19 protein-coding genes and 1 riboswitch are annotated in these 23,033 nt (G+C 53.8%); of the genes, 6 read left to right on the top strand and 13 right to left on the bottom strand.

Annotation, left to right across the window (positions count from 1 at the left end):
- Positions 1 to 43 precede the first annotated feature (43 nt).
- The 6 genes from rho to rpoE all read right to left on the bottom strand — a co-directional run bounded on the left by rho (position 44) and on the right by rpoE (position 7,026).
- On the bottom strand, positions 44 to 1,357 hold the full coding sequence (gene rho, locus EJQ19_RS11345; RefSeq protein ID WP_126141332.1) for a transcription termination factor Rho: 1,314 nt from the start codon (positions 1,355 to 1,357) through the stop codon (positions 44 to 46).
- A 62-nt stretch (positions 1,358 to 1,419) separates the two neighbouring features.
- Positions 1,420 to 2,676 (bottom strand): UDP-N-acetylglucosamine 1-carboxyvinyltransferase, encoded by a 1,257-nt coding sequence (locus EJQ19_RS11340; RefSeq protein WP_126141346.1) that lies wholly within the window; start codon positions 2,674 to 2,676, stop codon positions 1,420 to 1,422.
- 325 nt (positions 2,677 to 3,001) lie between these two features.
- Positions 3,002 to 3,856, bottom strand: coding sequence for a class II fructose-1,6-bisphosphate aldolase (gene fba / locus EJQ19_RS11335; protein ID WP_126141331.1), 855 nt, complete (start codon positions 3,854 to 3,856; stop codon positions 3,002 to 3,004).
- A gap of 129 nt (positions 3,857 to 3,985) precedes the next feature.
- Positions 3,986 to 4,378, bottom strand: coding sequence for a response regulator (locus tag EJQ19_RS11330; RefSeq protein WP_126141330.1), 393 nt, complete (start codon positions 4,376 to 4,378; stop codon positions 3,986 to 3,988).
- Between the two features lie 159 nt (positions 4,379 to 4,537).
- Positions 4,538 to 6,139 (bottom strand): CTP synthase, encoded by a 1,602-nt coding sequence (locus tag EJQ19_RS11325; protein WP_126141329.1) that lies wholly within the window; start codon positions 6,137 to 6,139, stop codon positions 4,538 to 4,540.
- A gap of 293 nt (positions 6,140 to 6,432) precedes the next feature.
- Positions 6,433 to 7,026 carry a DNA-directed RNA polymerase subunit delta gene (gene rpoE / locus EJQ19_RS11320; RefSeq protein ID WP_126141328.1) on the bottom strand — a complete coding sequence of 198 codons (594 nt, stop codon included), beginning with the start codon at positions 7,024 to 7,026 and terminating at the stop codon, positions 6,433 to 6,435.
- A 417-nt stretch (positions 7,027 to 7,443) separates the two neighbouring features.
- On the opposite strand from rpoE, the gene EJQ19_RS11315 reads away from it, so the two are divergent.
- Positions 7,444 to 8,610 carry a S8 family peptidase gene (locus tag EJQ19_RS11315; RefSeq protein ID WP_206438405.1) on the top strand — a complete coding sequence of 389 codons (1,167 nt, stop codon included), beginning with the start codon at positions 7,444 to 7,446 and terminating at the stop codon, positions 8,608 to 8,610.
- A 70-nt stretch (positions 8,611 to 8,680) separates the two neighbouring features.
- On the opposite strand, the gene argS is transcribed toward EJQ19_RS11315, so the two are convergent.
- The 4 genes from argS to speE all read right to left on the bottom strand — a co-directional run bounded on the left by argS (position 8,681) and on the right by speE (position 13,104).
- Positions 8,681 to 10,354: an arginine--tRNA ligase gene (gene argS, locus EJQ19_RS11310; RefSeq protein WP_126141327.1), complete on the bottom strand. Its 1,674-nt coding sequence runs from the start codon at positions 10,352 to 10,354 to the stop codon at positions 8,681 to 8,683.
- A gap of 5 nt (positions 10,355 to 10,359) precedes the next feature.
- Positions 10,360 to 10,770, bottom strand: a complete 411-nt coding sequence (locus tag EJQ19_RS11305; protein WP_126141326.1) for a YwiB family protein — start codon at positions 10,768 to 10,770, stop codon at positions 10,360 to 10,362.
- A gap of 822 nt (positions 10,771 to 11,592) precedes the next feature.
- On the bottom strand, positions 11,593 to 12,096 hold the full coding sequence (locus EJQ19_RS11300) for a DinB family protein (protein WP_126141325.1): 504 nt from the start codon (positions 12,094 to 12,096) through the stop codon (positions 11,593 to 11,595).
- A gap of 180 nt (positions 12,097 to 12,276) precedes the next feature.
- Positions 12,277 to 13,104, bottom strand: coding sequence for a polyamine aminopropyltransferase (gene speE / locus EJQ19_RS11295; protein WP_126141324.1), 828 nt, complete (start codon positions 13,102 to 13,104; stop codon positions 12,277 to 12,279).
- A 323-nt stretch (positions 13,105 to 13,427) separates the two neighbouring features.
- Here speE and EJQ19_RS11290 point away from each other — a divergent pair, with 323 nt between their 5' ends.
- A complete protein-coding gene (locus EJQ19_RS11290) occupies positions 13,428 to 15,524 on the top strand; it encodes a transglycosylase domain-containing protein (protein WP_126141323.1) in 2,097 nt (698 codons plus the stop codon).
- 251 nt (positions 15,525 to 15,775) lie between these two features.
- Here EJQ19_RS11290 and EJQ19_RS11285 read toward each other — a convergent pair whose 3' ends face one another.
- On the bottom strand, positions 15,776 to 16,267 hold the full coding sequence (locus EJQ19_RS11285) for a YwhD family protein (RefSeq protein WP_126141322.1): 492 nt from the start codon (positions 16,265 to 16,267) through the stop codon (positions 15,776 to 15,778).
- A gap of 232 nt (positions 16,268 to 16,499) precedes the next feature.
- Here EJQ19_RS11285 and EJQ19_RS11280 point away from each other — a divergent pair, with 232 nt between their 5' ends.
- The 4 genes from EJQ19_RS11280 to EJQ19_RS11265 all read left to right on the top strand — a co-directional run bounded on the left by EJQ19_RS11280 (position 16,500) and on the right by EJQ19_RS11265 (position 20,869).
- The gene (locus EJQ19_RS11280; RefSeq protein ID WP_126141344.1) at positions 16,500 to 18,455 is read left to right on the top strand and encodes a M1 family metallopeptidase; all 1,956 of its coding nucleotides are present in this window, start codon (positions 16,500 to 16,502) and stop codon (positions 18,453 to 18,455) included.
- Between the two features lie 37 nt (positions 18,456 to 18,492).
- Positions 18,493 to 19,311, top strand: coding sequence for a hypothetical protein (locus EJQ19_RS11275; protein ID WP_126141321.1), 819 nt, complete (start codon positions 18,493 to 18,495; stop codon positions 19,309 to 19,311).
- Positions 19,312 to 19,489: 178 nt separating this feature from the next.
- Positions 19,490 to 19,627, top strand: a riboswitch (cyclic di-AMP (ydaO/yuaA leader).
- 3 nt (positions 19,628 to 19,630) lie between these two features.
- A complete protein-coding gene (locus tag EJQ19_RS11270) occupies positions 19,631 to 20,104 on the top strand; it encodes a C40 family peptidase (RefSeq protein ID WP_126141320.1) in 474 nt (157 codons plus the stop codon).
- A 69-nt stretch (positions 20,105 to 20,173) separates the two neighbouring features.
- Positions 20,174 to 20,869: an MSMEG_1061 family FMN-dependent PPOX-type flavoprotein gene (locus EJQ19_RS11265; RefSeq protein WP_338143328.1), complete on the top strand. Its 696-nt coding sequence runs from the start codon at positions 20,174 to 20,176 to the stop codon at positions 20,867 to 20,869.
- Between the two features lie 555 nt (positions 20,870 to 21,424).
- Here EJQ19_RS11265 and EJQ19_RS11260 read toward each other — a convergent pair.
- Together EJQ19_RS11260 and EJQ19_RS11255 are read right to left on the bottom strand one after the other, a co-directional pair.
- Positions 21,425 to 21,871 (bottom strand): YdeI/OmpD-associated family protein, encoded by a 447-nt coding sequence (locus tag EJQ19_RS11260; RefSeq protein WP_126141319.1) that lies wholly within the window; start codon positions 21,869 to 21,871, stop codon positions 21,425 to 21,427.
- Between the two features lie 15 nt (positions 21,872 to 21,886).
- On the bottom strand, positions 21,887 to 22,768 hold the full coding sequence (locus EJQ19_RS11255) for a methyltransferase domain-containing protein (RefSeq protein WP_277600941.1): 882 nt from the start codon (positions 22,766 to 22,768) through the stop codon (positions 21,887 to 21,889).
- Between the last annotated feature and the right edge of the window lie 265 nt (positions 22,769 to 23,033).

Genomic DNA, 23,033 nt, shown 5'->3' with positions numbered 1-23,033 from the left:
ACATCAAAGGACAATCGATGGTCACGATTGCCCTTGTTCTTTATTAGGATGCTGAGTTTTTAACTTTTCCTTTGTGGGACGAGCTGCCGGAATTGTGGCTGCCCTGACCGGCTGCAGGTACCGACAGCGAATCCAGGAACTCCTGATTCGTCTTCGTATCTGCCAGCTTCTTAATGAACGCTTCCGTATACTCGTGAGAATCGTTCATGCCTTTGCGCAGCGCCCAAATTTTCTCGAGCTCTTCCTTGCCAAGCAGCGCCTCCTCGCGGCGCGTACCGGAACGGCGAATATCGATCGCAGGGAAGATGCGACGTTCGGCCATTTTGCGGTCCAGATGAAGCTCCAGATTGCCTGTGCCTTTAAATTCTTCATAGATGACATCGTCCATACGAGAGCCGGTTTCCACAAGCGCCGTGGCCAGGATGGTCAGACTGCCGCCTTCTTCAATGTTCCGGGCGGCTCCGAAGAAACGCTTCGGTCGGTGGAACGCACCGGGATCGATACCGCCGGACAACGTACGTCCGGTAGGCGGCACGACGAGGTTGTACGCCCGCGCCAAACGCGTAATACTATCCAGCAGGATGACAACATCCTTCTTATGCTCAACCAACCGCATCGCACGCTCCATCACGAGCTCAGCAACTTTGATATGATTCTCGGGCAATTCGTCGAACGTGGAAGCGACAACTTCGCCTTTGACGGAGCGCTGCATATCTGTCACTTCTTCTGGACGTTCGTCAATAAGCAGGACAAATAGCTCAATATCCGGGTAATTCGTCGAAATGCTGTTGGCAATTTCCTTGAGCAGCAAGGTTTTCCCTGCTTTCGGGGGAGCGACGATCAGACCACGCTGGCCAAGGCCAACGGGAGCGAGAAGGTCCATAATCCGCATCGACAGCTTATTCGGTTCTGTCTCCAGCGTGATCCGTTTATCGGGGTACAGCGGCGTCAGTGCAGGGAAGTGCAGGCGCTCTGCCGCGGTTTCCGGCTTTTCTCCATTAACCGCTTCAACCTGCAAAAGTCCGAAATACCGTTCGTTCTCCTTCGGAGGACGGCATTTGCCGGATACGATATCGCCGGAGCGCAAATCGAATTTGCGAATCTGCGAAGCGGAAATATAAATATCTTCCGAACTCGGCAAGTAGTTGATCGGCCGCAAAAATCCGAAGCCTTCCTGCAGGATGTCGAGCACGCCTTGCATAAACAAAAATCCGCTTTCCGCCGCTTGAGCACGTAAAATGGCAAAAATAAGTTCTTTTTTCTTCAGCGTTCCGTAGTAAGGAATCTGAAATTTCTTCGCTAGTTTATATAATTCAGTAAGCTTGAGGACTTCAAGCTCGGCAAGCTGCATACTCATGTCACGACCACCAAACTATTAAATTTTCAATTGGATTCTAGCATTGCCTGTTGGCTGGCACTTTATTCCGACTCGCGCCAAACTTCTGCGCCAAGTGCAGATAGATTAAAGACTAAATTCTCATATCCGCGATCAATATACTCGACGCCGGAGACTTCGGTAATACCGCCGTTTCTTACACTGAGCCCGGCAATGACAAGCGCGGCACCCGCTCGAAGATCCGTCGCTCTTACCTTGGCCGAGCTGAGCTGCGAGCCTTCGATGACAGCGGAACGTCCCTCTACTTTGATCTTGGCGCCCATGCGCACAAGCTCGGGAATGTGCTTGAAGCGGTTACTGTAGACATGATCCGTCAAAATGCTGACGCCTCTCGCCTGGCACAACAAGCTCGACATCGGAGATTGCAAATCCGTTGCAAACCCTGGGTAAATTAAAGCTTTGACGTCCACACTGGCGTAATCCGGCTGACCTACGACACGAATCGACTCATCCATTTCATAGATATGTACGCCCATCTCCTGCAGCTTCGCCGTAAGAGCTTCCAAATGCTTAGGAATGATGTTGTCCACCGTGATGTCACCGCGCGTTGCTGCAGCCGCGATCATGTACGTGCCCGCTTGAATGCGATCCGGGATGATCGAGTGGCGGCAGCCGTGCATTTCCGAGACGCCTTCGATACGGATCATATCGGTTCCCGCCCCTTTGATCCGCGCGCCCATCGAGTTCAGCAACGTTGCAACATCGATGATCTCCGGCTCTTTGGCCGCATTCTCAATGATCGTAAGCCCCTTGGCCCGCGATGCGGCCAGCATAATATTGATCGTGGCGCCTACACTGGCCATGTCCAGATAGATCTTGGCCCCGCGCAGCTCCTTCGCCCGGATGTGCAATGCGCCGTTCTCGTTGCTGACGACAGCGCCCAGCGCCTCGAAGCCCTTGATGTGCAAATCGATCGGCCGCGGCTCGAAATTGCAGCCCCCCGGCAGCCCGATCGTCGCTTCACCGAAGCGTCCTAGCAGTGCGCCCATTAAGTAATAGGAAGCGCGAAGCTTTTTTACATTGCCGTTCGGCATCGGAATCGATTTCATCTGGCTTGGGTCAATCGTCATGCGATCTTCATTCCAATCAATTGTTGCGCCTAGATCGGTTAAAATCTCTGTATATATAGCCACATCGCTCAGATGCGGCAAATTATCCAACGTGACAGGTGTTTCAGCAAGCACAGCAGCAGGAATCAGTGCAATTGCGCTGTTCTTGGCACCGCTAATTTGAATCGTTCCGCGTAGTGGACGCCCACCAGCAACCATCAATTTCTCCAACATGCGTCTCCCCCTAAATCAGGTACCAACCCTCTTACTCCTTGCAAACAAAAAAACGAAAAAGTCCAAATTGGCATACGCATGGCAAAGAAGACATAAGAATGCCTTTCATGTGCTGCATTCCACAGCATTTTACCGATCTACCATATTAAAACCAGCATTTACTCATAAAACTAGCAATCAAGGCGACTTACTAAACTAAGAGAAATAGGCGCGAGGAAATAATAGAAGAAGGAAACGCGTGGAAGAGCACATCGAATGACCAACGATACCATCATCCGCTGCACTTTCCTGCATTTCCCTTTCGATCTATGGAAGTTCGAAATTAAGCTTGGTTGCTGCTTCCGAACAATTCGATTTTGGATTTCACAACTTCGATCATAGCGTTACGAGCTGGGGTTAAGTATTTACGAGGATCGTATACTTTCGCATCTTTGTTCAGAACAGCACGGATGTTCTCTGTGCAAGCTACTTGGTTCTCTGTGTTCACGTTGATTTTGCCAACGCCAGCTGCGATGGATTTGCGAATCATTTCGTCAGGAACGCCGGATCCGCCGTGAAGAACAACTGGAACTGGAATCGCTTTGGATACCGCTTCGATGATGTCGAAATGGATGTTAGGCTCGCCAGCGTACATGCCGTGTGCTGTACCTACTGCGATTGCCAAACAGTCAACGCCTGTTTCTTCGTAGAAACGGATCGCTTCTTCCGGTTTCGCCAGGTTAGCGTGTTCTTCGTCCACGGAGATGTCGTCTTCTACGCCGCCGATTGTACCAAGCTCACCCTCAACGGAAACGCCCATCGCATGAGCTGCTTTCACGACTTCTTTCGTCAAACGGATGTTTTCCTCGAAAGAGTAGTGGGAGCCGTCGAACATAACGGAGCTGAAGCCAGCGCGGATACATTTCATTGCAACTTCGAAGGAGCTGCCATGGTCAAGGTGCAACGCGATCGGAAGACCGGATTTCTTTGCCGCCGCTTCTGCAATGGCAACCGTGAATTCAATACCCATATATTTCAGTGCGCCTTCGCTGACACCATAAATGAACGGGGATTTCAATTGGATTGCTGCTTCCACAATCGCTTGAGCAAACTCAAGGTTGTTCATGTTAAATTGACCAACCGCATATTTGTTCGCTTTTGCCTTAGGTAAAAATTCATTCATTGAAACCAATGCCATGTTTCTCTTCCTCCTAGAACCTTGTAGTAGATGCGTCAACCGCTCTTTGTCATACCTGAGTATTATAGCACATAACTTTTCAAATGATAACCAAGCCTGCTCTGTTGCCATAAAAAAAAGACCCTATTCCTAGGATCCTACTGCGTAATTCGAGTTTGATTCATTTTTAAGCTGCATATTAACCGCCATACGGAGTTCATCAATATCAAAGGGCTTCGTAAAGTGCATGATCGCACCTAGATCCGTCGCTTCCTTGATCATATCCAGTTCTCCGTACGCGGTCATCATAATCACTTTGATCGAGGGGTCGATCGCCTTGACGTGCTTGAGAATATCGAGCCCGTCCATACCGGGAATCTTCATATCCAATAAAATGAGATCGGGCGAAACATGGTTCACAATCTCGAGCGCCAGTTTGCCGTTTGAAGCTTGATACGTGTCGTACCCTTCATTGCTGAACACTTCCATCAGGAGCACGCGAATTCCATTTTGGTCATCGACAATCAACACTTTTTTCTTCACCAGATAAGCTCCCTCCCAAATAGCCGAATAACTAACTCCCTATCTACGATAGTGTTAACTATTCGCTATTTAATTTGGTTTTCCTTCCCCGGCGGCAAGCTAAATTGAAAACTTTTACAAAAAAGAGGATTGTCGGGATTCAGACAACTCCCTTGAGAACTAGCGCCCGATCAACTGCGCCGCTTTGACAAATTCACGGAACAACGCTTGTGGACGGTTCGGACGGGACGTGAATTCCGGGTGGAATTGCACCGCCAGGAACCATGGATGGCCTGGAAGCTCCACCATCTCAACCAAACGTCCATCCGGAGACGTACCGGAAATGCGCAGTCCCGCCGTCTCGATCAGCTCGCGATATTCGTTATTGAACTCGTAACGGTGACGGTGTCTTTCGTACACCAGCTCATCATCATAGGAGCGCGCCGCCAAAGAGCCTGGCACCAGCTTGCACGGGTACAAGCCAAGACGCATCGTACCGCCGAGATTCTCGATGTCTTTCTGCTCCGGCAGAAGGTCAATCACCGGATAAGGCGTCGTCGGATTGATCTCGGAGGAGTTCGCACCGTTCAGACCGCACACGGAACGCGCGTATTCAATCACAGCGACTTGCATGCCAAGGCAAATGCCGAAGAACGGAATCTGCTTCTCACGCGCATAGCGGATGGCCGCCACTTTTCCTTCGATGCCGCGGTCGCCGAAACCGCCAGGAACCAGAATGCCCTGTACGCCGGAAAGCAGCTCATCGACGTTGTGATCGTACACTTCTTCCGCATTCACCCAGCGAATGTCGATTTCCGAATCGTTGTCGATACCCGCATGGCCGAGCGCTTCCACGATGCTCAGGTACGCGTCATGCAGCGCTACGTATTTGCCGACAATCGCAATCTCCGTGCGCTTTGTCAGCGATTTGACTTTGCGAACGAGACTTTCCCACTCTGTCATATCCGGCGCTTTCGAGCCCAGCTTCAAATGATTGACCACGTAGTCGTCCAACCCTTGCTCGCGCAGCATCATCGGCACTTCATACAGCGTTTCCGCATCTTTACATTCGATAACCGCTGCCGGATCGATGTCGCAGAAAAGCGCCAGCTTGCGCTTCATATCTTCGGTCAAGGAGTGCTCTGTCCGGCATACGATCACATGCGGCTGAATGCCCAGACCGCGAAGCTCCTTCACGCTGTGCTGGGTCGGTTTCGTTTTGACTTCGCCAGCCGCTTTGATATAAGGAATCAGCGTCACGTGAATGTACATGACATTCTCGCGGCCGATGTCGTTCTTCATTTGACGGATCGCTTCCAGAAACGGCAAGCTCTCAATATCGCCCACTGTACCGCCGATCTCTGTAATAACAACGTCGGATTGCGCCTCGCGGCCCGCGCGGATGACGCGTTCCTTAATCTCGTTCGTGATGTGCGGAATGACTTGCACCGTACCGCCCAAATACTCGCCGCGGCGTTCCTTCGTAATCACGGAAGAGTACACTTTACCGGATGTCACATTGGAGCTTTTCGACAAATTAATATCAATGAAACGTTCATAATGGCCCAAATCCAAATCCGTCTCCGCACCGTCGTCGGTCACAAACACTTCACCGTGCTGATAAGGACTCATCGTCCCCGGGTCAATGTTGATATAAGGGTCAAACTTCTGAATCGTTACCTTGAGACCTCTGTTTTTCAGCAAGCGCCCCAAGGAAGCCGCCGTAATTCCTTTGCCCAGGGATGACACGACGCCCCCTGTAACGAAAATGTATTTTGTCACTATGTACGCCTCCTAAATTTGTGGAATGAAAGAATAAAAAGACTGGCTTGCAAGCGCCCTAGGTGTGTAAACATTAGCTTCTGCTAAATAAGTGTTTTCATGAACGTTTCCTGAAAAAAACGCTAAAAAAACAAAAAAAGTGACACCCGTAGTGACGGGGCACTTTTTGTCCAATATAAGAATAAGCGATTCCGAACTCTTATATGCTGGATAAACGCCGAAGCGAATTGTTAAGATCCTTTTAAAGCCCATGCAATAGTTTACTCTGAACGAATAGCGGCTGTCAAGCCACGTTATTTATCGTCCTCATCATCGTCGTCCAGGTCATCAAAATCGTCCGCTTCGCCGTCTTCATCCGCCTCTTCGTCAAGGTCGTCTTCCTCGGCTTCTTCGCTTTCATCGATTCCGGCATCTTCGAGTTCTTCGTCGATCTCTTCATCCTCGAAGAATTCCGTATCCTCTTCCGCTTCTTCCTCTTCGGCGTCTCCACCAAACGCATCGTATTCGTCTTCCTCGGCGTATGTATCTTCTTCTTCCGGATATACATCCTCGTCCATGTCGTCATCTTCATCGTTGATGATTCTAGGACGCTTCGCGCCGCCGCCAACGGAATCGTCGGATTTCTCTACCGGATACCAGCGTTTCAACCCCCACAGGTTCGTACCTACGCAGGCAAAACGCCCGTCGATATTGATTTCTGTATATAGTTGAGCGATCACTTGCATGATTTGCTCGTCCGAAAGCCCTTTTATTTTAGCGATTTCCGCCATGAGATCCCGATAATAATACGGCGTGTTCGCCGATTTCAACAACTCAAACGCCAAATCAACCATGGGCATTTCACGTGCTTGCTCTGCGGTGATTTTGAGAGTGTATTCGCTGCTCATCTAGGCACATCCTTTTCCATCTTCTCGGTATTATCTACCTTATCCATATCTTCATTAAGTAAAACCTATTTTTTCTAAAATTGCAACTCAAGGAGCGAAGAAATTCAAATTAAAATCAAGGTTCAAAAAGTTGGCTTTTCAGACGGATGAAGCCACCTCTAAATAGATACAAGCGAAGGTCCCCCTTCGCCTGCGACTGTACCCAAAGGAAAAAGCGCTGTACCAGCAGCCGTTTCCATTCCCTGAGAAAGAGACACTCCTATCCGCGCCTCTCTATGTATCCTATGTCAAACCTATGCATCTGACACGGCTTCACACCCATTTATTTCTATAGAGACAATGACACGGTCAGAAGCGACAACCTGTACATAGGATAGGGAAGATTCGAATTATTCGTTGTCATGGGGGGATGGCAAGATGGACGTAGCCGCCTTTCTGCTTCAACTGCACAAGGATGCAGGCCGAACCGAGCCCAGCAGCCGAAAACATCTCATCCATTTCACGTCAACCGCCGATTATTATGCTTGCAAAACCGAACTGGTCCGATTAAAAAGCGAGTTGGCCGGCCTCTCCGAGGTCATCCCGCTCGATATTGTTCACGCCTTCTCTTGTACGCTGCACCCAGCCGCTAGGTTGGCCGATTTCTCCGGCGAGATGCGTCTTGAGGCCGACACTCGGGTAACGCTTAGCAAAACCAAAGCGGTCAAGGCACTGCCCAAGCGGGCGCGCATTCAATCCAGCGTACGCACCGGCACGATTCCTTGGGGCGTTGAACAGATTGGCGCGCCGGAAATCTGGAGCAAATCCGTCGGTAAGAACATTCGGGTCGGCGTCATCGATACCGGCATTGACTATAAACACCCGGATTTGAAAAATTCCATCTCGCACGGCATCAATCTGCTGAACCGCCGGGTGCTGCCTTACGACGACAACGGGCACGGCACGCATATCGCGGGGACAATCGCCGCGACCGGCCGATACTCCGGCATCGTTGGCGTCGCACCGCGGGCGATTATTCATCCGGTCAAAGCTTTTGACCAGCATGGAAGCGCCTACGTCTCGGATATTATCGCCGGGATCGATTGGTGCGTACAGAACGACCTCGATATTATCAATATGAGCTTCGGCATGAAAACGTACAATCCGACGTTAGAGCAGGCGGTGATGAACGCTTACTACAACGGGAAGGTGATCGTCGCGTCCTCCGGCAATGACGGCCGCAAAAAATCTGTCGATTATCCTGCGCGGTTCCCGCAGGTGGTATCGGTCGGCGCGCTGACCCGGCTCGGCAGAATCGCGCCGTTCAGCAACCGCGGCAAGCAGATCGACATCTACGCGCCGGGCGAACGCGTGTATTCCGCGTGGCTCGGCGGCAAATATCACGAACTGAGCGGCACGTCGATGGCGACGGCGCACGTCAGCGGCGTGATCGCGCTCATGCTCGCGCTGAAAAAGATGTCGCCGCAGCAGATCAAAAGCGCGCTGCGGCGCTGCTCCCTCTCGCTGGCAAAGCGCGAGGGCGGGCGCTGGCGGCCGGGGCATCTCAATGCCCGGCGGGCGATTCGCGAGGCGCGGCAGGAGTAGCCGCGCCGTTGAAAAAGCCGTACCCCCCCCTTAGGGCGGATACGGCTTTTTTTTTCGTGGGAGCGGCGGGCTACATCCGCTCCGGCGCGGAGACGCCAACGATGCGCAGCGCATTCGCGAGCGTGGTTTGGAGCGCGCCGAGCAGGGCGAGGCGGGCTTGGGACAGGGCTGCGTCATCCGTGATGACGTAGTGGCCCCGGTAATAGCTATGGAACTGGCTGGCCAGTTCGTACACATAGCGGATGATCCGGTGCGGCGCGTACTGCTCCGCCGCGATCGCAATCTCTTCCGGGAGCTCGCCGATCTTGCGCAGCAAGTCGAACTCGGCTTCCGAGGTCAGCTTCGCCAGGTCGACCTGGGCCAGCGGCTGCACCGCGATGCCCTGCTCTTCCGCCTGGCGGAAGATGGAGCAGATCCGTGCATGTGCATACTGCACGTAGAAGACGGGGTTCTCATTGGATTGCGAGACCGCCAAATCCATATCGAAATCCAGATGCGAATCCATGCTCCGCATCGCGAAGAAATAACGAATCGGGTCGACGCCGACTTCGTCCATCAGGTCCTCCATCGTGACGGCTTTGCCGGTACGTTTGGACATTTTGACCTTTTCGCCGTTCTGGAACAGGGAGACCATTTGCGCAATCAGCACTTCGAGGCGATTCGCGTCATAGCCCAGCGCCGTCATGGCCGCCTTCATCCGTGGGATATAGCCGTGATGGTCGGCCCCCCAAATGTTGACCAAGCGATCAAAGCCGCGCTCGAATTTATCCCGGTGGTACGCGATGTCCGGCGTCAAGTAGGTGAAGGAGCCGTCGTTTTTAATCAGTACGCGGTTTTTGTCATCTCCCAGCGGCGTCGTGTTCAGCCAGGTTGCGCCTTCTTCTTCATAAATATGCCCGTTCTTGCGGAGCTCTTCCAGCACCGGCGGGATCAGGTTGTTCTCATAGATCGACGTCTCGGAGAACCAGTTGTCGAAACGAACGCCAAAGCGGCCGAGGTCGCGTTTGATTTTGTCGAGTTCTTTGGCGAGGCCGTACGAACGGAAGTAAGCGCGGCGCTCGTCTTCCGGCAGGCTCAGCAGGGAATCGCCTTTTTCTGCGGCTAGGTCTGCTGCGAAGCCTTTGATGTCTTCGCCGTAATAGCCGTCTTCCGGCATTTCGGCGTCTTGTCCGAGCGCTTGCAGGTAGCGTGCTTCGATGGATTTGGCCAGGTTGACGACCTGGTTGCCCGCATCATTAATGTAGTACTCCCTCGATACGTTGTAGCCCGCCAAATCCAGCACATTGCATAGCACATCGCCAACGGCCGCCCCGCGCGCGTGACCGAGGTGCAAGGAACCCGTCGGATTCGCACTGACGAATTCGACTTGCACTTTGAGCCCTTTACCGACATCGGACTGGCCGTAGCGGTCGCCCTGCTGCTGCACGTCTGCGATAATTGGATAGAGGTAGGCTTGGTTCATTTTAAAATTGATAAAGCCAGGTCCCGCAATCTCCGCTTCGGCAATGCTCGCCGCCTCTTTCGGCAGGTTCGCGATAATGCGCTCCGCCAGCTGTCTCGGGTTCGCCTTCGCAATCCGGGTGAGCTGCATCGCCACGTTCGTCGCAAAATCGCCGTGCGCCTTCTCCTTCGGTATCTCGAGCACGATCTCAGGCAGCTGCGCCTCTTCCACGATACCCGCCGCAAGGACAGCCTCCCGAATTGCTTGCTTCACTTGTGCTTTAACTTGATTCAACACGTCCATTCCTTCTATTCCTCCTGAATTAACAACTTGATGCGATAGGCGCCCGCATGTGTGCCCGATGCATATAAATCATAGCTCCATCTCGTAATGCCGATCCCGTTCACCGCTTCCGAGACGAGCGTATGGGTTTCCGTTTCCAGTTCCATCCGCAACTGAGGCGTATGATAAAAGCCTGTCCGCTTCTCACCGGCGACAAACGTCTGTTCCGCTTGGACGTCGCCTTGGCGAATGATGCGGATTTGTTCCGCTTCCAGCCGAATCAGCGTGACCGTGCGTCCGAGCTCGTTCGGCTCTTCCTCGTAACGGATATACGTGTGATCGCCTTTGCGGTACAGTTCGCCGCGCGCCTTCTGCACGGTCGTCTCGCTCCCGCTTCGGCTTTCAATGCGGATGCGCACCCGCTGCTTGTCCGTCATCGTTCGTTATGCTCCTATTCTATGGGTCACCCGGCACCGGAAGGTACCAGATGAACATGTTAGGTAATAGTTTATATGAAAGGATACGTAAATTCAATGCAGGAGCGCGGTTTGAGACTGTTGGGGGTGGTGAGATTGGCGTAGTAGGGACAGGGAGGAGTGGCTGTAAAACGGAAGGTGCCTTACTTGAATAGTTGGTGGGCGCAATCTCGGTTGCGTGTTGTGATGGGAGAGTGGCTGGGTGAGGGATGAGGGTTACATGCTCGTAATATCGCTCTGGGCTGGCGAACATGGACCACTATGCTGGGAGGCATCTCTAGTCTGGCGAATGAGGGCTTCATGCTGGAGTGACGCCTCTGGCTGCCCTTACCTGCAAAAAGTACATCATTTTTGACTGAAATGTCCCTCTTGCGACGGAAATCATGTAAAACGTACATCAAAAATACGGGCATTCCCCTTTTCGGAGCATTTGAGAGGGAGTCGGCCGATTTTTGATGTAGGAAATGCAGGTCTTTGTCCAAAATCCGATGTATTCCGCAAATTTGATGTACTTTCTGCAGTTGGATGTGTCGCTGGGCTGTACTGCCTGCGGGGAGAGGACCGGTTACAGCGTCTTTTCATGAATCTTTGCCGATAAGCATACCTGCAGCTACGACGCTTCTTCTGGGTGTGACTGCCGCCATGCGCTGGCGAAGCAACGCGCACCCAGGATACGCGCTTTGGAGAAACAGCACCTCCCCCTCCACCTTTCAGTGGAAGTTGAGGTGCTGTCTTACATCTTAATGGAATGCCCGTCTTGAGGCGAGCGCTAGGGGATAACCTTTAAAATGCCGGCGCTGGTCGGCCCTGATTAGCCCATTGCTCTTTGGCCGGACCGTAGGCCCCGATCACCGGCAGGCCTGCCAGTCGCATCAGGATGGTCAATTGACCGCGGTGATGAATTTCGTGTTTCAGCGAACTGTAAATGGCTTGCCCTACGGTCCACTGCTGACCGAATATGGTGACGACCTCCGCAAGACGAGCATCCGATAGTTGGCTTTCCACGGCGGTGATGATGCCTTGAGACGTTCTGCGATACGCCTCCGCGATCGCCGAAGCCTGCGCTGGCGGCACTTCGCTCGCGGACGGAGCTTCGAACTTCAGCCCGAGGCCGAGCAAGAAGCTGCGATCGTTGTGCACGAGATGCCAAGCCAACTGGCCGAGGTTGCGAAAGCCATCAGCGTGCCCTTGACTCAGCGATGCATCTGTGAGCAGATCCAGCAATTGCTGCGTAACCGCGGTTTCTTTTTTCAACTCTTCCACACTATTCGAAACGGTTGTAAACATAGATAACTCCTCCTTGAATAGGGACATCCTCTTCCGGCACAAACATTTGGAAGCGTCGACCTCTTTGTATAGCCTCAGTATACCCCGCTCCCCCTGACAACAGTATGACAGTGAAGCCAGGCTCGGCAAAAAAAATCAGCCCCTCCAACCGGAGGGACTGACGATGGCCGACACGCGACCTTATTTAATCAAATCTTCTACGAACTTCGGCAGCACGAATGCGGCGCTGTGAAGACGAGGCGTGTAATATTTGGTTGGGAATTCCGGAATGGATGCCGTTTCCACTTCCAGCGGGTCATATTTCTTGCTGCCCATCGTGAAGGTCCACAGACCGCTTGGGTAGGTCGGGATGTTCGCGCCGTAGACACGAACGATCGGGAAAATTTCTTTCACGTCACGGTTGACCGTGGAGATCAGGTCCGCCTTGAACCAAGGATTGTCCGTTTGCGCGACGAAAATGCCGTCTTCTTTGAGTGCATCGTAGATGCCTTGGTAGAAGCCTTTGGTAAACAGCTCAACTGCTGGACCTACCGGCTCTGTGGAGTCGACCATGATCACGTCGTACGTGTTTTTGTGGTCGTGGATGTGCATGTAGCCGTCGTTAACGATAACTTCTACGCGCGGGTTGTCGAGTTCGCCTGCAATCGTTGGCAGGTACTTCTTGGAATACTCGATTACTTTGCCATCGATGTCGACGAGAACTGCTTTTTTCACCTTGCTGTGCTTCATGATTTCGCGAATCACGCCGCCGTCGCCGCCGCCGACAACGAGCACGTTCTCCGGATTCGGGTGCGTAACCAGCGCCGGATGCGCCACCATTTCATGGTAAACGAACTCGTCTTTCACCGTCGTCATGACCATGCCGTCGAGGGTCAGCATCGTGCCCCACTCTTCGGTTTCGATCATCGCAAGGTCTTGAAAATCCGTTTGCTCTCTGACGTATGTTTCCGTCACTTTTGCCGTAATCCCGAAGCTTTCAGTCTGCTTCTCGGTGTACCATAATTCCATGCGTAACCCTTCTTTCGCTTCTCTATTATGCGCGATCAAAAAAATAATAGATTTTTAATCGCGCCATGGATGAATAATGCCATACATTCACGGTCTATATCAGTGTGCCACCATTTGGATAAGTCATGCAAGGATGAGCGATTCTTTCCAGACCCTCCGTATGCACAAATTGTATTATAGTTTAATCGCCCCAAATTGCAATCATTTCCTGCCGCTTTTGCCCAAATCACAAAAAATATTTACATTTCCTTGAATATCCCCTGCCATGGTTTTCCATACTGGCTAATAAAGCCTTTTACCGATGGAGAAGGGAGGGAACTGCCATGTCTGATAATGAACGACCCCAGAAGCCCCGTACACCCCAGGAAAAAATCCAAAGCGACCTGCCGGCGTCCATGCGCTGGATGCGGCGGATTAAGAAGACGTTTTCGTTTTTCTTCACACTCAGCATTCTGATGCTCATTGCGCTCGCCGGACTGCTGGTGTATCTGCGTTCACAAACCTTGCCGGTCACCAAAATGATGCAAACGTCGCAAATGTACGATGTGCATGGCGAATTAATCGATACCTTTTATTCCGGGCAAAACCGGCAAGTCGTGCCGCTGAACGAAATTTCTCCGTACCTCATTCATGCCACGCTTTCGGTGGAAGACCAGCATTTCTACGAGCACTTCGGCGTCGATCTGAAAGCGGTCGCCCGGGCCGCGATTGTGAATGTGCAGGCGATGGCGAAGGTGCAGGGCGCAGGCACGATTACCCAGCAGCTTGCTCGGAATTTATATTTAAACCACGATCGGACGTGGACGCGAAAAATGAAAGAAACGATGTACGCGATTCAAATGGAAATGCAAATGAGCAAGGATGACATCCTGGCCGACTATTTGAATCAGATCTATTACGGGCACTCCACCTACGGCATCGAAACCGCATCCCAGCTTTTCTTCGGCAAGCACGCGAAGGATCTAACTTTGGCAGAAAGCGCCCTGATCGCCGGCGTCCCGAAAGGCCCGCGCTATTATTCGCCGTACTACGATATGCAAAATGCGCTGGATCGGCAAAAGGTCGTCCTGCAGCTTATGGTGAACAGCGGGTACATTACGCAAAGCGCCGCTGACGCCGCCGCCAAGGAGAAGCTGAACATCCTGCCGCTGGCGAAGAAAAAGCCTTCGGCAGCACCGTACTTCCGCGACTACGTCCGGACGATCGCGACGGAGACGCTCGGCATCTCTGAGGAGCAGTTCGACGAGGGCGGGATCCGCATCTACACGACGCTGGATAAGAATGCTCAGCATATTGCCGAGGAGGCCGTGACGAAGCAACTCGCGGATAAGCCCGAGCTTCAGGCGGCGCTCGTCGCCGTCGACCCGCGCTCCGGGGAGATCAAGGCGATGGTCGGCGGGCGCGACTACACCGAGAATCAATTCAATCGCGCGCTGTCGAATAAGCGGCAGCCGGGGTCGTCTTTTAAACCGTTCGTGTATATGGTTGCGCTCCAGAACGGTTTCACGCCGGCTACGCTCGTGAAGAGCGAGCCGACCGTGTTTACGTACGACGACGGGCGGCAGCAGTATACGCCCCGGAATTTTAACGATCAATACCCCAATGCGAATATCGATATGCGGCAGGCGATTTCCAAATCGGACAACATCTATGCGGTCCACACGGTCCTCGCGGTCGGGCCGGACAAAGTCATCGACCTCGCCCGTAAGCTCGGCGTCGTTTCGCCGATGAAGCCGCTCCCTTCGCTGGCACTCGGCGCCTTCCCGGTCAGCCCGCTTGAAATGGCATCCGCTTTCGGCGCCATTGCGAACCAGGGCACTCACCGCGAGCCTATCGCGATTTTGCGCATCGAGGATGCCGGCGGCAAGGTGCTTTATGAGGCGCGGCCGAAGGAAGATAAAGTCATCCCGCCCGCCGTGGCTTACGTGATGACGAACCTGATGGAGAGCGTGTTCGAGGAAGGCGGCACCGGCAGCCGGGTGGCCTCCACGATCAAGCGCCCGATCGCCGGCAAAACCGGCACGACCGACACCGACGCGTGGATGGTCGGCTTCACGCCGGAGCTCGCAACCGCCGTCTGGGTCGGCTATGACAAAGATCGCGACATTTCGGCGACCGAGTCGCACCTGGCGTCGCCGATCTTCGCGGATTTTACCGAGCAGACGCTCGAAGCCATTCCGCCGAAGCTGTTCCCGATCCCTGAAGGCGTGACCAATGTCTACATCGATCCGGTGAGCGGCAAGCTCTCCAACGAGGACTGTCCGAACGCGCAGCTCGAGTCGTTCATCTCCGGCACGGAGCCGACGACGTACTGCACGGGCAAACCGGCGAGCAAGGCTGGCGACACGCCGCCGAAAGGCACCGGCAAGACGGACAACGGCTCGTGGTGGAACGATTTGAAACGCTGGTGGAACGAGTAAGGAGCTGCGGGGAAATTAGCGGTACTTTGTTTCGTCGCAGTCTCTAAACGCACGACGAAAAGCCACGGCGAATGAGGTTCGCCGGGCTTAGGATAACAACACAAAAAGGCAGAACTAAGCGCGTCTTAGTCTGCCTTTTTGCTGTCCTAGTATATGAGGTAACATACACTAGGCTCTAGTATACCCGCTTCACTCTAGCGGAACAATGGATGACACATAATGTTCATATTCTCTATGAAACCTTGCAATGCCTACGCTAAGGCGTCTTTGAGGTCCTGCGCAGAGCGGTTCCACCATTCTTCATTGTGTGCGATGAGCTGCTTCCGAAGCGCTTCACGCTCTACATCCGACAGTCCGTCGAGGATGAATTTGCGCTTCATCGCCGCATCCATTTTGTTCACGTGGTCAGCGAGAATTTTCCACCCTTTGCGCGCTTCCGTATCAATTAGCATCTCGCACGCAGACATCCCCGCATAGTAGGCGCCCTCTTCCGTACGGTCTACGGCGACCCATACGATCCACGCTTTACGGCCATTCGGCACATCGTCCTTGTTCGTGGAGAACTTGATGCCCTTCTCGATTTTGCTCTTGGCATGCAGCGTACCTTCATCCAAATACGCGACATCCCCGTCGATAATGATGCCCGAGACGTTGCTCAGGTCAATCGCCCCTGCGCCAAATCCTTTGTGATTCACTTTGGAGCTAACGATATTCAAAGCTAGCTTCTTATTATCCGCTTCCATCCCGCACACCTTCCACTTCATCGTAAAATCAGACTATTGTGCTTTCATTGTATCGAAAGTCCACCGTTCAAACAAGTAGCGGCGGGCCTCTTTCCTATTTCTAACATTTCTTTGCGCCCGCAGAAATATTCCCAAGGTTGTCTACATATACATGCTGTAGATGCTTGTTTAGGCGGGGTGAATATCATTGAATGTCCATTTCAAAAGCCGTAAGGTACAGTGGTTCGCCGTGATGCTGTTTGCCGCAGGCGCCGTACTGCTGTCCCATGCCTTGCTCCCTTCTTCCGCACCAGCACCGCAAGGAACGATTCCAGTCGCTCTTCAAGAGGAGCCCTCCGCCAAAAAGCCGGACATGCCGCAGCCCAGCGCCCCGGTTCCGGCCAATGAGCAAGCTTCCGCACCGCTCAGCTATCGGATTGCGGAGTATCACATGAGTGTGGCCTACACGCCCGAAACGCAGCAGCTCAGCGGCCAGCAAGCGCTCACCTGGGAAAATCCGGGCACCGTCCCTGTGCAAGAGCTTTACCTTCACTTGTATCCGAACGCTTTTGCCTCAAAGAATACAACCTTCATGCGCGAATCCGGCGGCAAGCTGCGCAGCGATGAAGCCAAGGAAGGCACCAGCGGCAGCATGGAGCTCCTTTCCGTGAAGTCCGAGGACGGCGAAGACCTGAGCAAGCGCATGACGTTCGTACAGCCGGACGACGGCAATAAGGACGACCATACGCTGGTCAAGATTCCGCTGCCCAAACCCGTAGGCGCTGGGGAGAAAGTGACGATCCGCACGGAATTTCTGGTCAACATGCCGGCGGCCTTCGCCCGCATGGGCTACGTCGGCGATTTCGTCATGGCGGGCCAGTGGTTCCCGAAGGTCGCCGCCTACGAGCGCAAAGGCACGCGAGGCCGCGCGGAGCCAGGCTGGAACCTGCACCAATACCACGGCAACTCGGAGTTCTACGCTGATTTTGGACTGTACGACGTCAAAATTCAGGTGCCGGCCTCCTACATCGTCGCCGCGACCGGATTCCCGGTGAAGCCGCCGGTGACGGACAAAGGACTCAAAACGTACCAGTTCTACGCCGAGGATGTGCATGATTTTGCCTGGTCGGCTTCGCCGCATTTCGTCTATGTCGAAGAGCCGTTCTCCGCGCCGCAGGTGCCGGGGGTCAAAATCAAGCTGTACCTCGACCCCAACCATCAAAATCTGAAAGACCGCTACCTGTACGCCGCCAAAAAAGCGCTCGCCCGCTACAGCCAGTGGTACGGAACGTATCCGTATTCAACGCTGTCTATCGTGGTGCCGCCTCCCGGAGGCAACGGGGCGGGCGGCATGGAATATCCGACGCTCGTCACGGCCTGGGGGGCCAGTGACAAGGATCCCGACTTGGAGCTTGAACGCGTCGTCGTGCATGAAATCGGTCACCAATTCTTCTACGGGCTCGTCGCGACGAATGAATTTGAAGAAGCTTGGCTCGATGAAGGCTTCACTTCCTATGCCGAGGATAAGGTCATGGAGATGGATTTTGGCGAGAAGCCGAACCTGCCGGTGGAATCCAGCTACGTCACAGCGCCGGGGTCTCTCCAGCAAAATGCCTGGAGTTATCCAGGCCACGATCAGTATGCCGAAAACGTCTACACGCGCGGCAAGCTCGTGCTGAAAGCGATTGAGCAGCAGGTCGGCACGAAAACGATGGACCGCATTATGAAAACGTACTTCCAGCGTTGGGAGTTCAAGCACCCATCCACGAAAGATTTTCAAGCCGTCGTTGAAGAAGTGACGAAAACGAGTTGGGAAGACTTTTTTAACCAATATGTGTACGGCAGCATGATGATGGATTATTCCGTGGAAAGCGTGCGCGTGAAAGCGCAGGGCGCGGGGTCGTACGAAAGCACCGTGGAGATCGCCAAACGAGGCGGCAATTCGCCGACGGTCCCGATTCACTTCCATTTTGCTGATGGAACCTCTGTGGATAAAACATGGGACGGCAAAGAAAACAGTATCGAGTTCAAGCTCACGCACACCGCTCCTGTCGATTGGGTGCGCATCGATCCGGCGTATTCCCTCATCCTCGAAAACAAGCACATCAATAACTTCTACCAGACGGAAGTCAATCAGACATGGCAAATTCGCTGGAATCTCGGCATCGCGCAGCTGCTGCAAACGATTTTCGGCTGGGTCGCCTGGTAACTCGCTCAAGTACCATTTCGCAAAGGAGGATCCGCGTTTGACTACCTATCTCAAACTCGGCTTAGGGGCTGCATGGCGGCAGCCCTTTGCCACCATCACCTTATTCCTCTATCAGATGGGCTGGAGCATGCTGTTGTATAAGCTGATTCAAGGAATTCTCGTCCCGCTGATGCACCGGTTTCCGGGCGGCGAACAGCCCAAGCAGATGCTGCAGCTCTGGCTCGCGGAAAGTCAATTTCAGCTGATGAAAACGGATCTGAGTCACAGCTATTTATGGTGGCTGGCGGGCCTCCTCGGATTACGGATGCTCATGACGCCTCTGCTGAACAGCGGTGTCTACTACTCGCTTACTCACCCGGATCAGAATGCAGGCTACCGCTTTGTCCGCGGAATCAAAGAGCTCATGCTGCCATTCCTCTTGGTCTATCTGCTTCGAATCGTTGTGACGCTGGCACCTCTGATCTGGCTGATCCCGCACGCCGGCCGTATACTGGGGCGCAGCACCTCCTACGAGCAGCTCGCGCTCGATCTCCTGCCTTGGCTGCTGGGCATGCTCGCCTACGGCTTCGTGCTTCAACTGCTCTTCATGCATGTGCAGTTTGCCATTGCGGCCAAGCTCGGCATCCTGTCGACGATCATCTCATACTTCCGGTATCTGCTCCCGATTCTGGGGCTAGCGCTCATACTCCTTCTGTTTTCAGGACTTTTGGCAGGGGCTACCGTCCTCTCCACCTATATCTGGGCAGGACTAGCGGCACTTATCCTTTATCAACTTGTCCCGATCTTTCAGATTTTTATCCAAATGTGGTCCATCGCTTCGCAATATCAGCTGTTATCCGCCAAAATTTCCGATTGAAACCCAACATTCGGTGTAATTGTTCGTCTTTTACATAAAATTACAACATTTCCCCTTGCTAAAGGGGATTTTTTGCGTTTATTTCTTAAAATTTTCCGCATATTTTTGACTTTATGTGCACCGGCGAGGAGGATTTTAGATCTTTTTGACGAATATCAAGAGCTAGCAACAAAAAACCAAATATTGCATGCCGAATTCCCTGATTTTGGGGAAACGGGGGAACCACTCCGGGTGAATTGATCTTGCCAGACAGGGATCATAGGGAACCTTCAACCGAACCCTCCAGCTAACCTCGTAGGCACCGGAAGGAGACAAGCAGTTGAAGAAAGTTGTAGCACTTGTATTTAGCCTTGTTTTGTCTTTGAGCATTGGCGCTGGAAGCGTTTTCGCTTCTTCCTCTACCATGGACAGCGCGGTAAACGATCTGTTGGGCACGCCTTACAAATGGGCCGGCACAACCGAGAAAGGGTTTGACTGCTCCGGATTCACGATGTATCTGTTTAATGAATTCGGCATCGACCTGCCGCACAGCTCCAAATCTCAAAACAGTGAAGGCTACTGGATTGACAAAAGTGATCTTCGTAAGGGCGACCTGGTATTTTTCAACACAGACGGAAGTGGAATTTCCCACGTAGGCATGTACGTTGGGAACGGTGAATTCGTTCACTCCGCAACCAACATTGGTGTTGTTAAAAATAAACTGAGCGAATCCTACTACGCGAAGCGGTACGTATCGGCCAGACGTGTGCTCTGGGACGATATCTACAACCAACTGACTGCTGAATCCAAGTAATGCTTCTCGCATCAATGAAAAAAGCCCGGAATCGCTGGCTCGTCAGAGCGGCGTTCAGGGCTTTTATTCATGCTTGCCCCTTGCTGGGCGTATACTACAGTGAATAAAACGGAAGCCATGCCCGCCTGCCGGCTGTGGCTTAAGGAGAGATTAAGCATGACGAATCCGACTATTGCGGATGCGCCTTTTCCCGGTATCGTCCGTACCTTGGACGAACTACGCTCGGACATTGGAGAACCGCACCCCGCCGTTCAAAATAAAGTGATTGCCTGCATCGATGAGCATGCGCGTGCGTTTATTGCGAAGTCGCCGCTCTTTTTCTTATCGACGGCGAATCGTGAAGGGCTGTGCGACGTCTCGCCCCGCGGCGACGCCCCCGGCTTCGTGCGTGTGCTCGACGAGCGCCGCTTGGTGTACCCCGAGCGTCTCGGCAACCGCCGCATCGACTCGATGCAGAACCTACTGACGAATCCGGAGGTCGGCCTCCTGTTCGTCATCCCCGGCTACGACAGCGTGCTGCGCGTGAACGGCCGCGCCTGGATTACGAAGGACCCGGAGCTGTTGGAGGGGCTGAAGCTTGACGACAAGCAGCCCGTCGCCGCCGTCGGCGTCGAGGTGCGCGAATGCTTCATCCACTGCCCGCGCGCGTTGAAATTCGCCGGGGTCTGGGACACGGCGAGCTGGGTTCCGGCCGCGGAGCAGCCTGATAGTATGCGTATGTTCAAGGCGCATGTGAAGATGAATGGAGTGGCGCTCGAGGAGTAACGGCGCGGCGGGGATATGCGCGGGATGGCACATTGATCGTGAGGCAGGCGCTATCTCTACAGGACGTGCAGTCAGCGACGACATTGGCCTGCGAGCATTTGCGAACAGCCTATTTCGCCTACGCCTTTCACTCAACTGGAAAAGTTCCTGCTCATTTGGGCGAATACTGCCCTAGACCCATGATGAACTGGAAAACCTCCAGTTTATTTTTCAAAATAAGCTTATATCATGCAAAATAAGCGTTATGAACAGGAGAAATTCCATTTCATGTGCCGATTTCTGTGGTTTTGCCTGATATGAACTGGAGCTATTCCAGTTCAGCTTAGCGATGAACCGCGGCATAGTTAAAGCGGCTTCCGCAGGCTCTCAGGGGCGGGGGCTTTTACGGATCGCCCCCCATGATAAAAAGCCCGGGAGCCGCTCGCTTAGCGATTGCGGCTTCCGGGCTTTTTGTACGCGGGTGCGTGCTCGCACGGCGAGCTGCTGGTACGCAAGCGCGCGGCTCGGCGCGATGTGGCGTCAGCCCTCGCGCCACGGCCGTGCAGGTGGGCGAGGTTACTCGCTCACCTGCGCCAGCACGGCGGCGATCCGCTTCAGGCGGGTCGCTTCGGTCTTCGCATCCTCGACCTGGCGCACACATTCTTTGCGTTTCGACGGGTACAGCGCCTCGAAACGCTCGGTCGCGCCGGCTTGCGCGGCGAGCGCCGCAAGCAGGTCAGCCGGCACCTCGACTGTGCGAGGGGCCGTGTCGAGCTCGAGGGTGACCGCGACGGGGTCGCCCGCCTGCAGGCCTGCCGCTTTGCGATGCGCCTCGCTAAGCGGGATGAGATACTCGCCGCCCATAACGGCGACGGTAGTCCGGTACGCGTACCCGTTCAGGGTTGCGGTGACGGCCGGCTTTTTGCCTGCGCCCAGCGTCTGCATGGCGTCCTCAGGGATGGCGATGCCTGTCGCCTTCTTGTTCTCGGCTTGTTTGACGGTTGTGTGGAACGTAACGCTCATGGGGGCGTGTCTCCTTTATTTGACGGTATAGCTGACGTACCAGATGCTGCTGCCTACAAAAATTTGCAAATCCTCGGATACCGGCTTGAAAATGTCAGCGAGCTCCTCGTAGGCGAAGTAATTTTTGAGCACTTCGTGGACGGAACCGTCGGCGAGCTCGCGCCGTTTGTACGTGTCCTCGCTGTCCGGACGGGTGATCAGCTCCCCTCCCCTGCCCGGCACGTACACGTTGTCGGCCATTATGATTTGCGCCCCTGAGCCAAGCCGCTGATGCAGCCCTTGGAGAAAGCTGTCGATCCGGTTCCGCGGAATATGCGAGAACCAGAAGTTCGCGAGGCCGAAGTCGAAGCTGCCGGGAACGGCCGCAAGGTCGTAAGCGTCGCCGAGGGTGAACGTCGGCGCGCCGTGCGGCCACGGCTTGGCGCGGGCGATGTCGAGCACCTCGGGCCGAACATCAAGGCCAGTCAGCGCAGCCGCCGTCTCAGCGGCGATCTGCGACCAGTAGCCTGTGCCGCAGGCGATTTCCAGCACGCGCTTGCCCTTGGCCAGCGCACGGATGACGTCCGCGATGAGCGCCAGCTCCCGCTGATACCCCGCGTCATCGCGGTGATAGATGCGCTCGTATTCGGCTGCGCGCGCGCCGTAGTACGCTTGCATGCTCAGCTTCGCCTGCTGCTCCTGCGTTTGCTTCTCTTGGGCCTCGGCGAGCAGCCGGTGCCGGGAAGCCAGCAGGTCGGCGAAGATGCCGCCGCCCTGCGCGTCGTAGTTGGCGAGCAATCCCTGCGTCGCCATCACGATAAGCTGCGTCATGGAGAGGCCGGTCTCATCGGCCATGCGCTCCAGCTCGGCTTTTGTCTTCTCCGGCAGGTAGACGGAGAGGCGTTTGGTTTTGTCGATTTTTTCTTCAACGATGCAGAATCACCTCTATTTTGAATCACTTTAACATAAAATATGTGTTAACACAATTGTATTTTATGTTCGGCCGCAGCTGATTTGGTAGAAAAGCTGTAAAAAACAGTTTACTGCATAGGTAGAAAGAAGAAATCCAAAGCTAGACTCCGGACTAACGGATGCCAGAGCGCTTATTGGGGACCCAAACTGTCTCAAACCAAACTTAACGGTTGCAGCAGCGGTTATTTCGTGCAAAACCATCCCAAAATCA

Origin of the sequence: Paenibacillus whitsoniae, from assembly GCF_003955665.1 — a bacterium.
Classification (GTDB): domain Bacteria; phylum Bacillota; class Bacilli; order Paenibacillales; family NBRC-103111; genus Paenibacillus_E; species Paenibacillus_E whitsoniae.
Note: the sequence above shows the minus strand (reverse complement) of the source record. Positions and strands in the feature narration are given on the sequence as shown.

Bases quoted from the DNA above. Each gene is read 5' to 3' on its own strand.
- rho (WP_126141332.1), bottom strand. From the start codon at position 1,357: ATGAGTATGCAGCTTGCCGAGCTTGAAGTCCTCAAGCTTACTGAATTA.
- fba (WP_126141331.1), bottom strand. From the start codon at position 3,856: ATGGCATTGGTTTCAATGAATGAATTTTTACCTAAGGCAAAAGCGAAC.
- rpoE (WP_126141328.1), bottom strand. From the start codon at position 7,026: ATGAGCAGCGAATACACTCTCAAAATCACCGCAGAGCAAGCACGTGAA.
- EJQ19_RS11315 (WP_206438405.1), top strand. From the start codon at position 7,444: ATGGACGTAGCCGCCTTTCTGCTTCAACTGCACAAGGATGCAGGCCGA.
- argS (WP_126141327.1), bottom strand. From the start codon at position 10,354: ATGGACGTGTTGAATCAAGTTAAAGCACAAGTGAAGCAAGCAATTCGG.
- EJQ19_RS11305 (WP_126141326.1), bottom strand. From the start codon at position 10,770: ATGACGGACAAGCAGCGGGTGCGCATCCGCATTGAAAGCCGAAGCGGG.
- EJQ19_RS11300 (WP_126141325.1), bottom strand. From the start codon at position 12,096: ATGTTTACAACCGTTTCGAATAGTGTGGAAGAGTTGAAAAAAGAAACC.
- speE (WP_126141324.1), bottom strand. From the start codon at position 13,104: ATGGAATTATGGTACACCGAGAAGCAGACTGAAAGCTTCGGGATTACG.
- EJQ19_RS11290 (WP_126141323.1), top strand. From the start codon at position 13,428: ATGTCTGATAATGAACGACCCCAGAAGCCCCGTACACCCCAGGAAAAA.
- EJQ19_RS11285 (WP_126141322.1), bottom strand. From the start codon at position 16,267: ATGGAAGCGGATAATAAGAAGCTAGCTTTGAATATCGTTAGCTCCAAA.
- EJQ19_RS11280 (WP_126141344.1), top strand. From the start codon at position 16,500: ATGCTGTTTGCCGCAGGCGCCGTACTGCTGTCCCATGCCTTGCTCCCT.
- EJQ19_RS11265 (WP_338143328.1), top strand. From the start codon at position 20,174: ATGCTTGCCCCTTGCTGGGCGTATACTACAGTGAATAAAACGGAAGCC.
- EJQ19_RS11260 (WP_126141319.1), bottom strand. From the start codon at position 21,871: ATGAGCGTTACGTTCCACACAACCGTCAAACAAGCCGAGAACAAGAAG.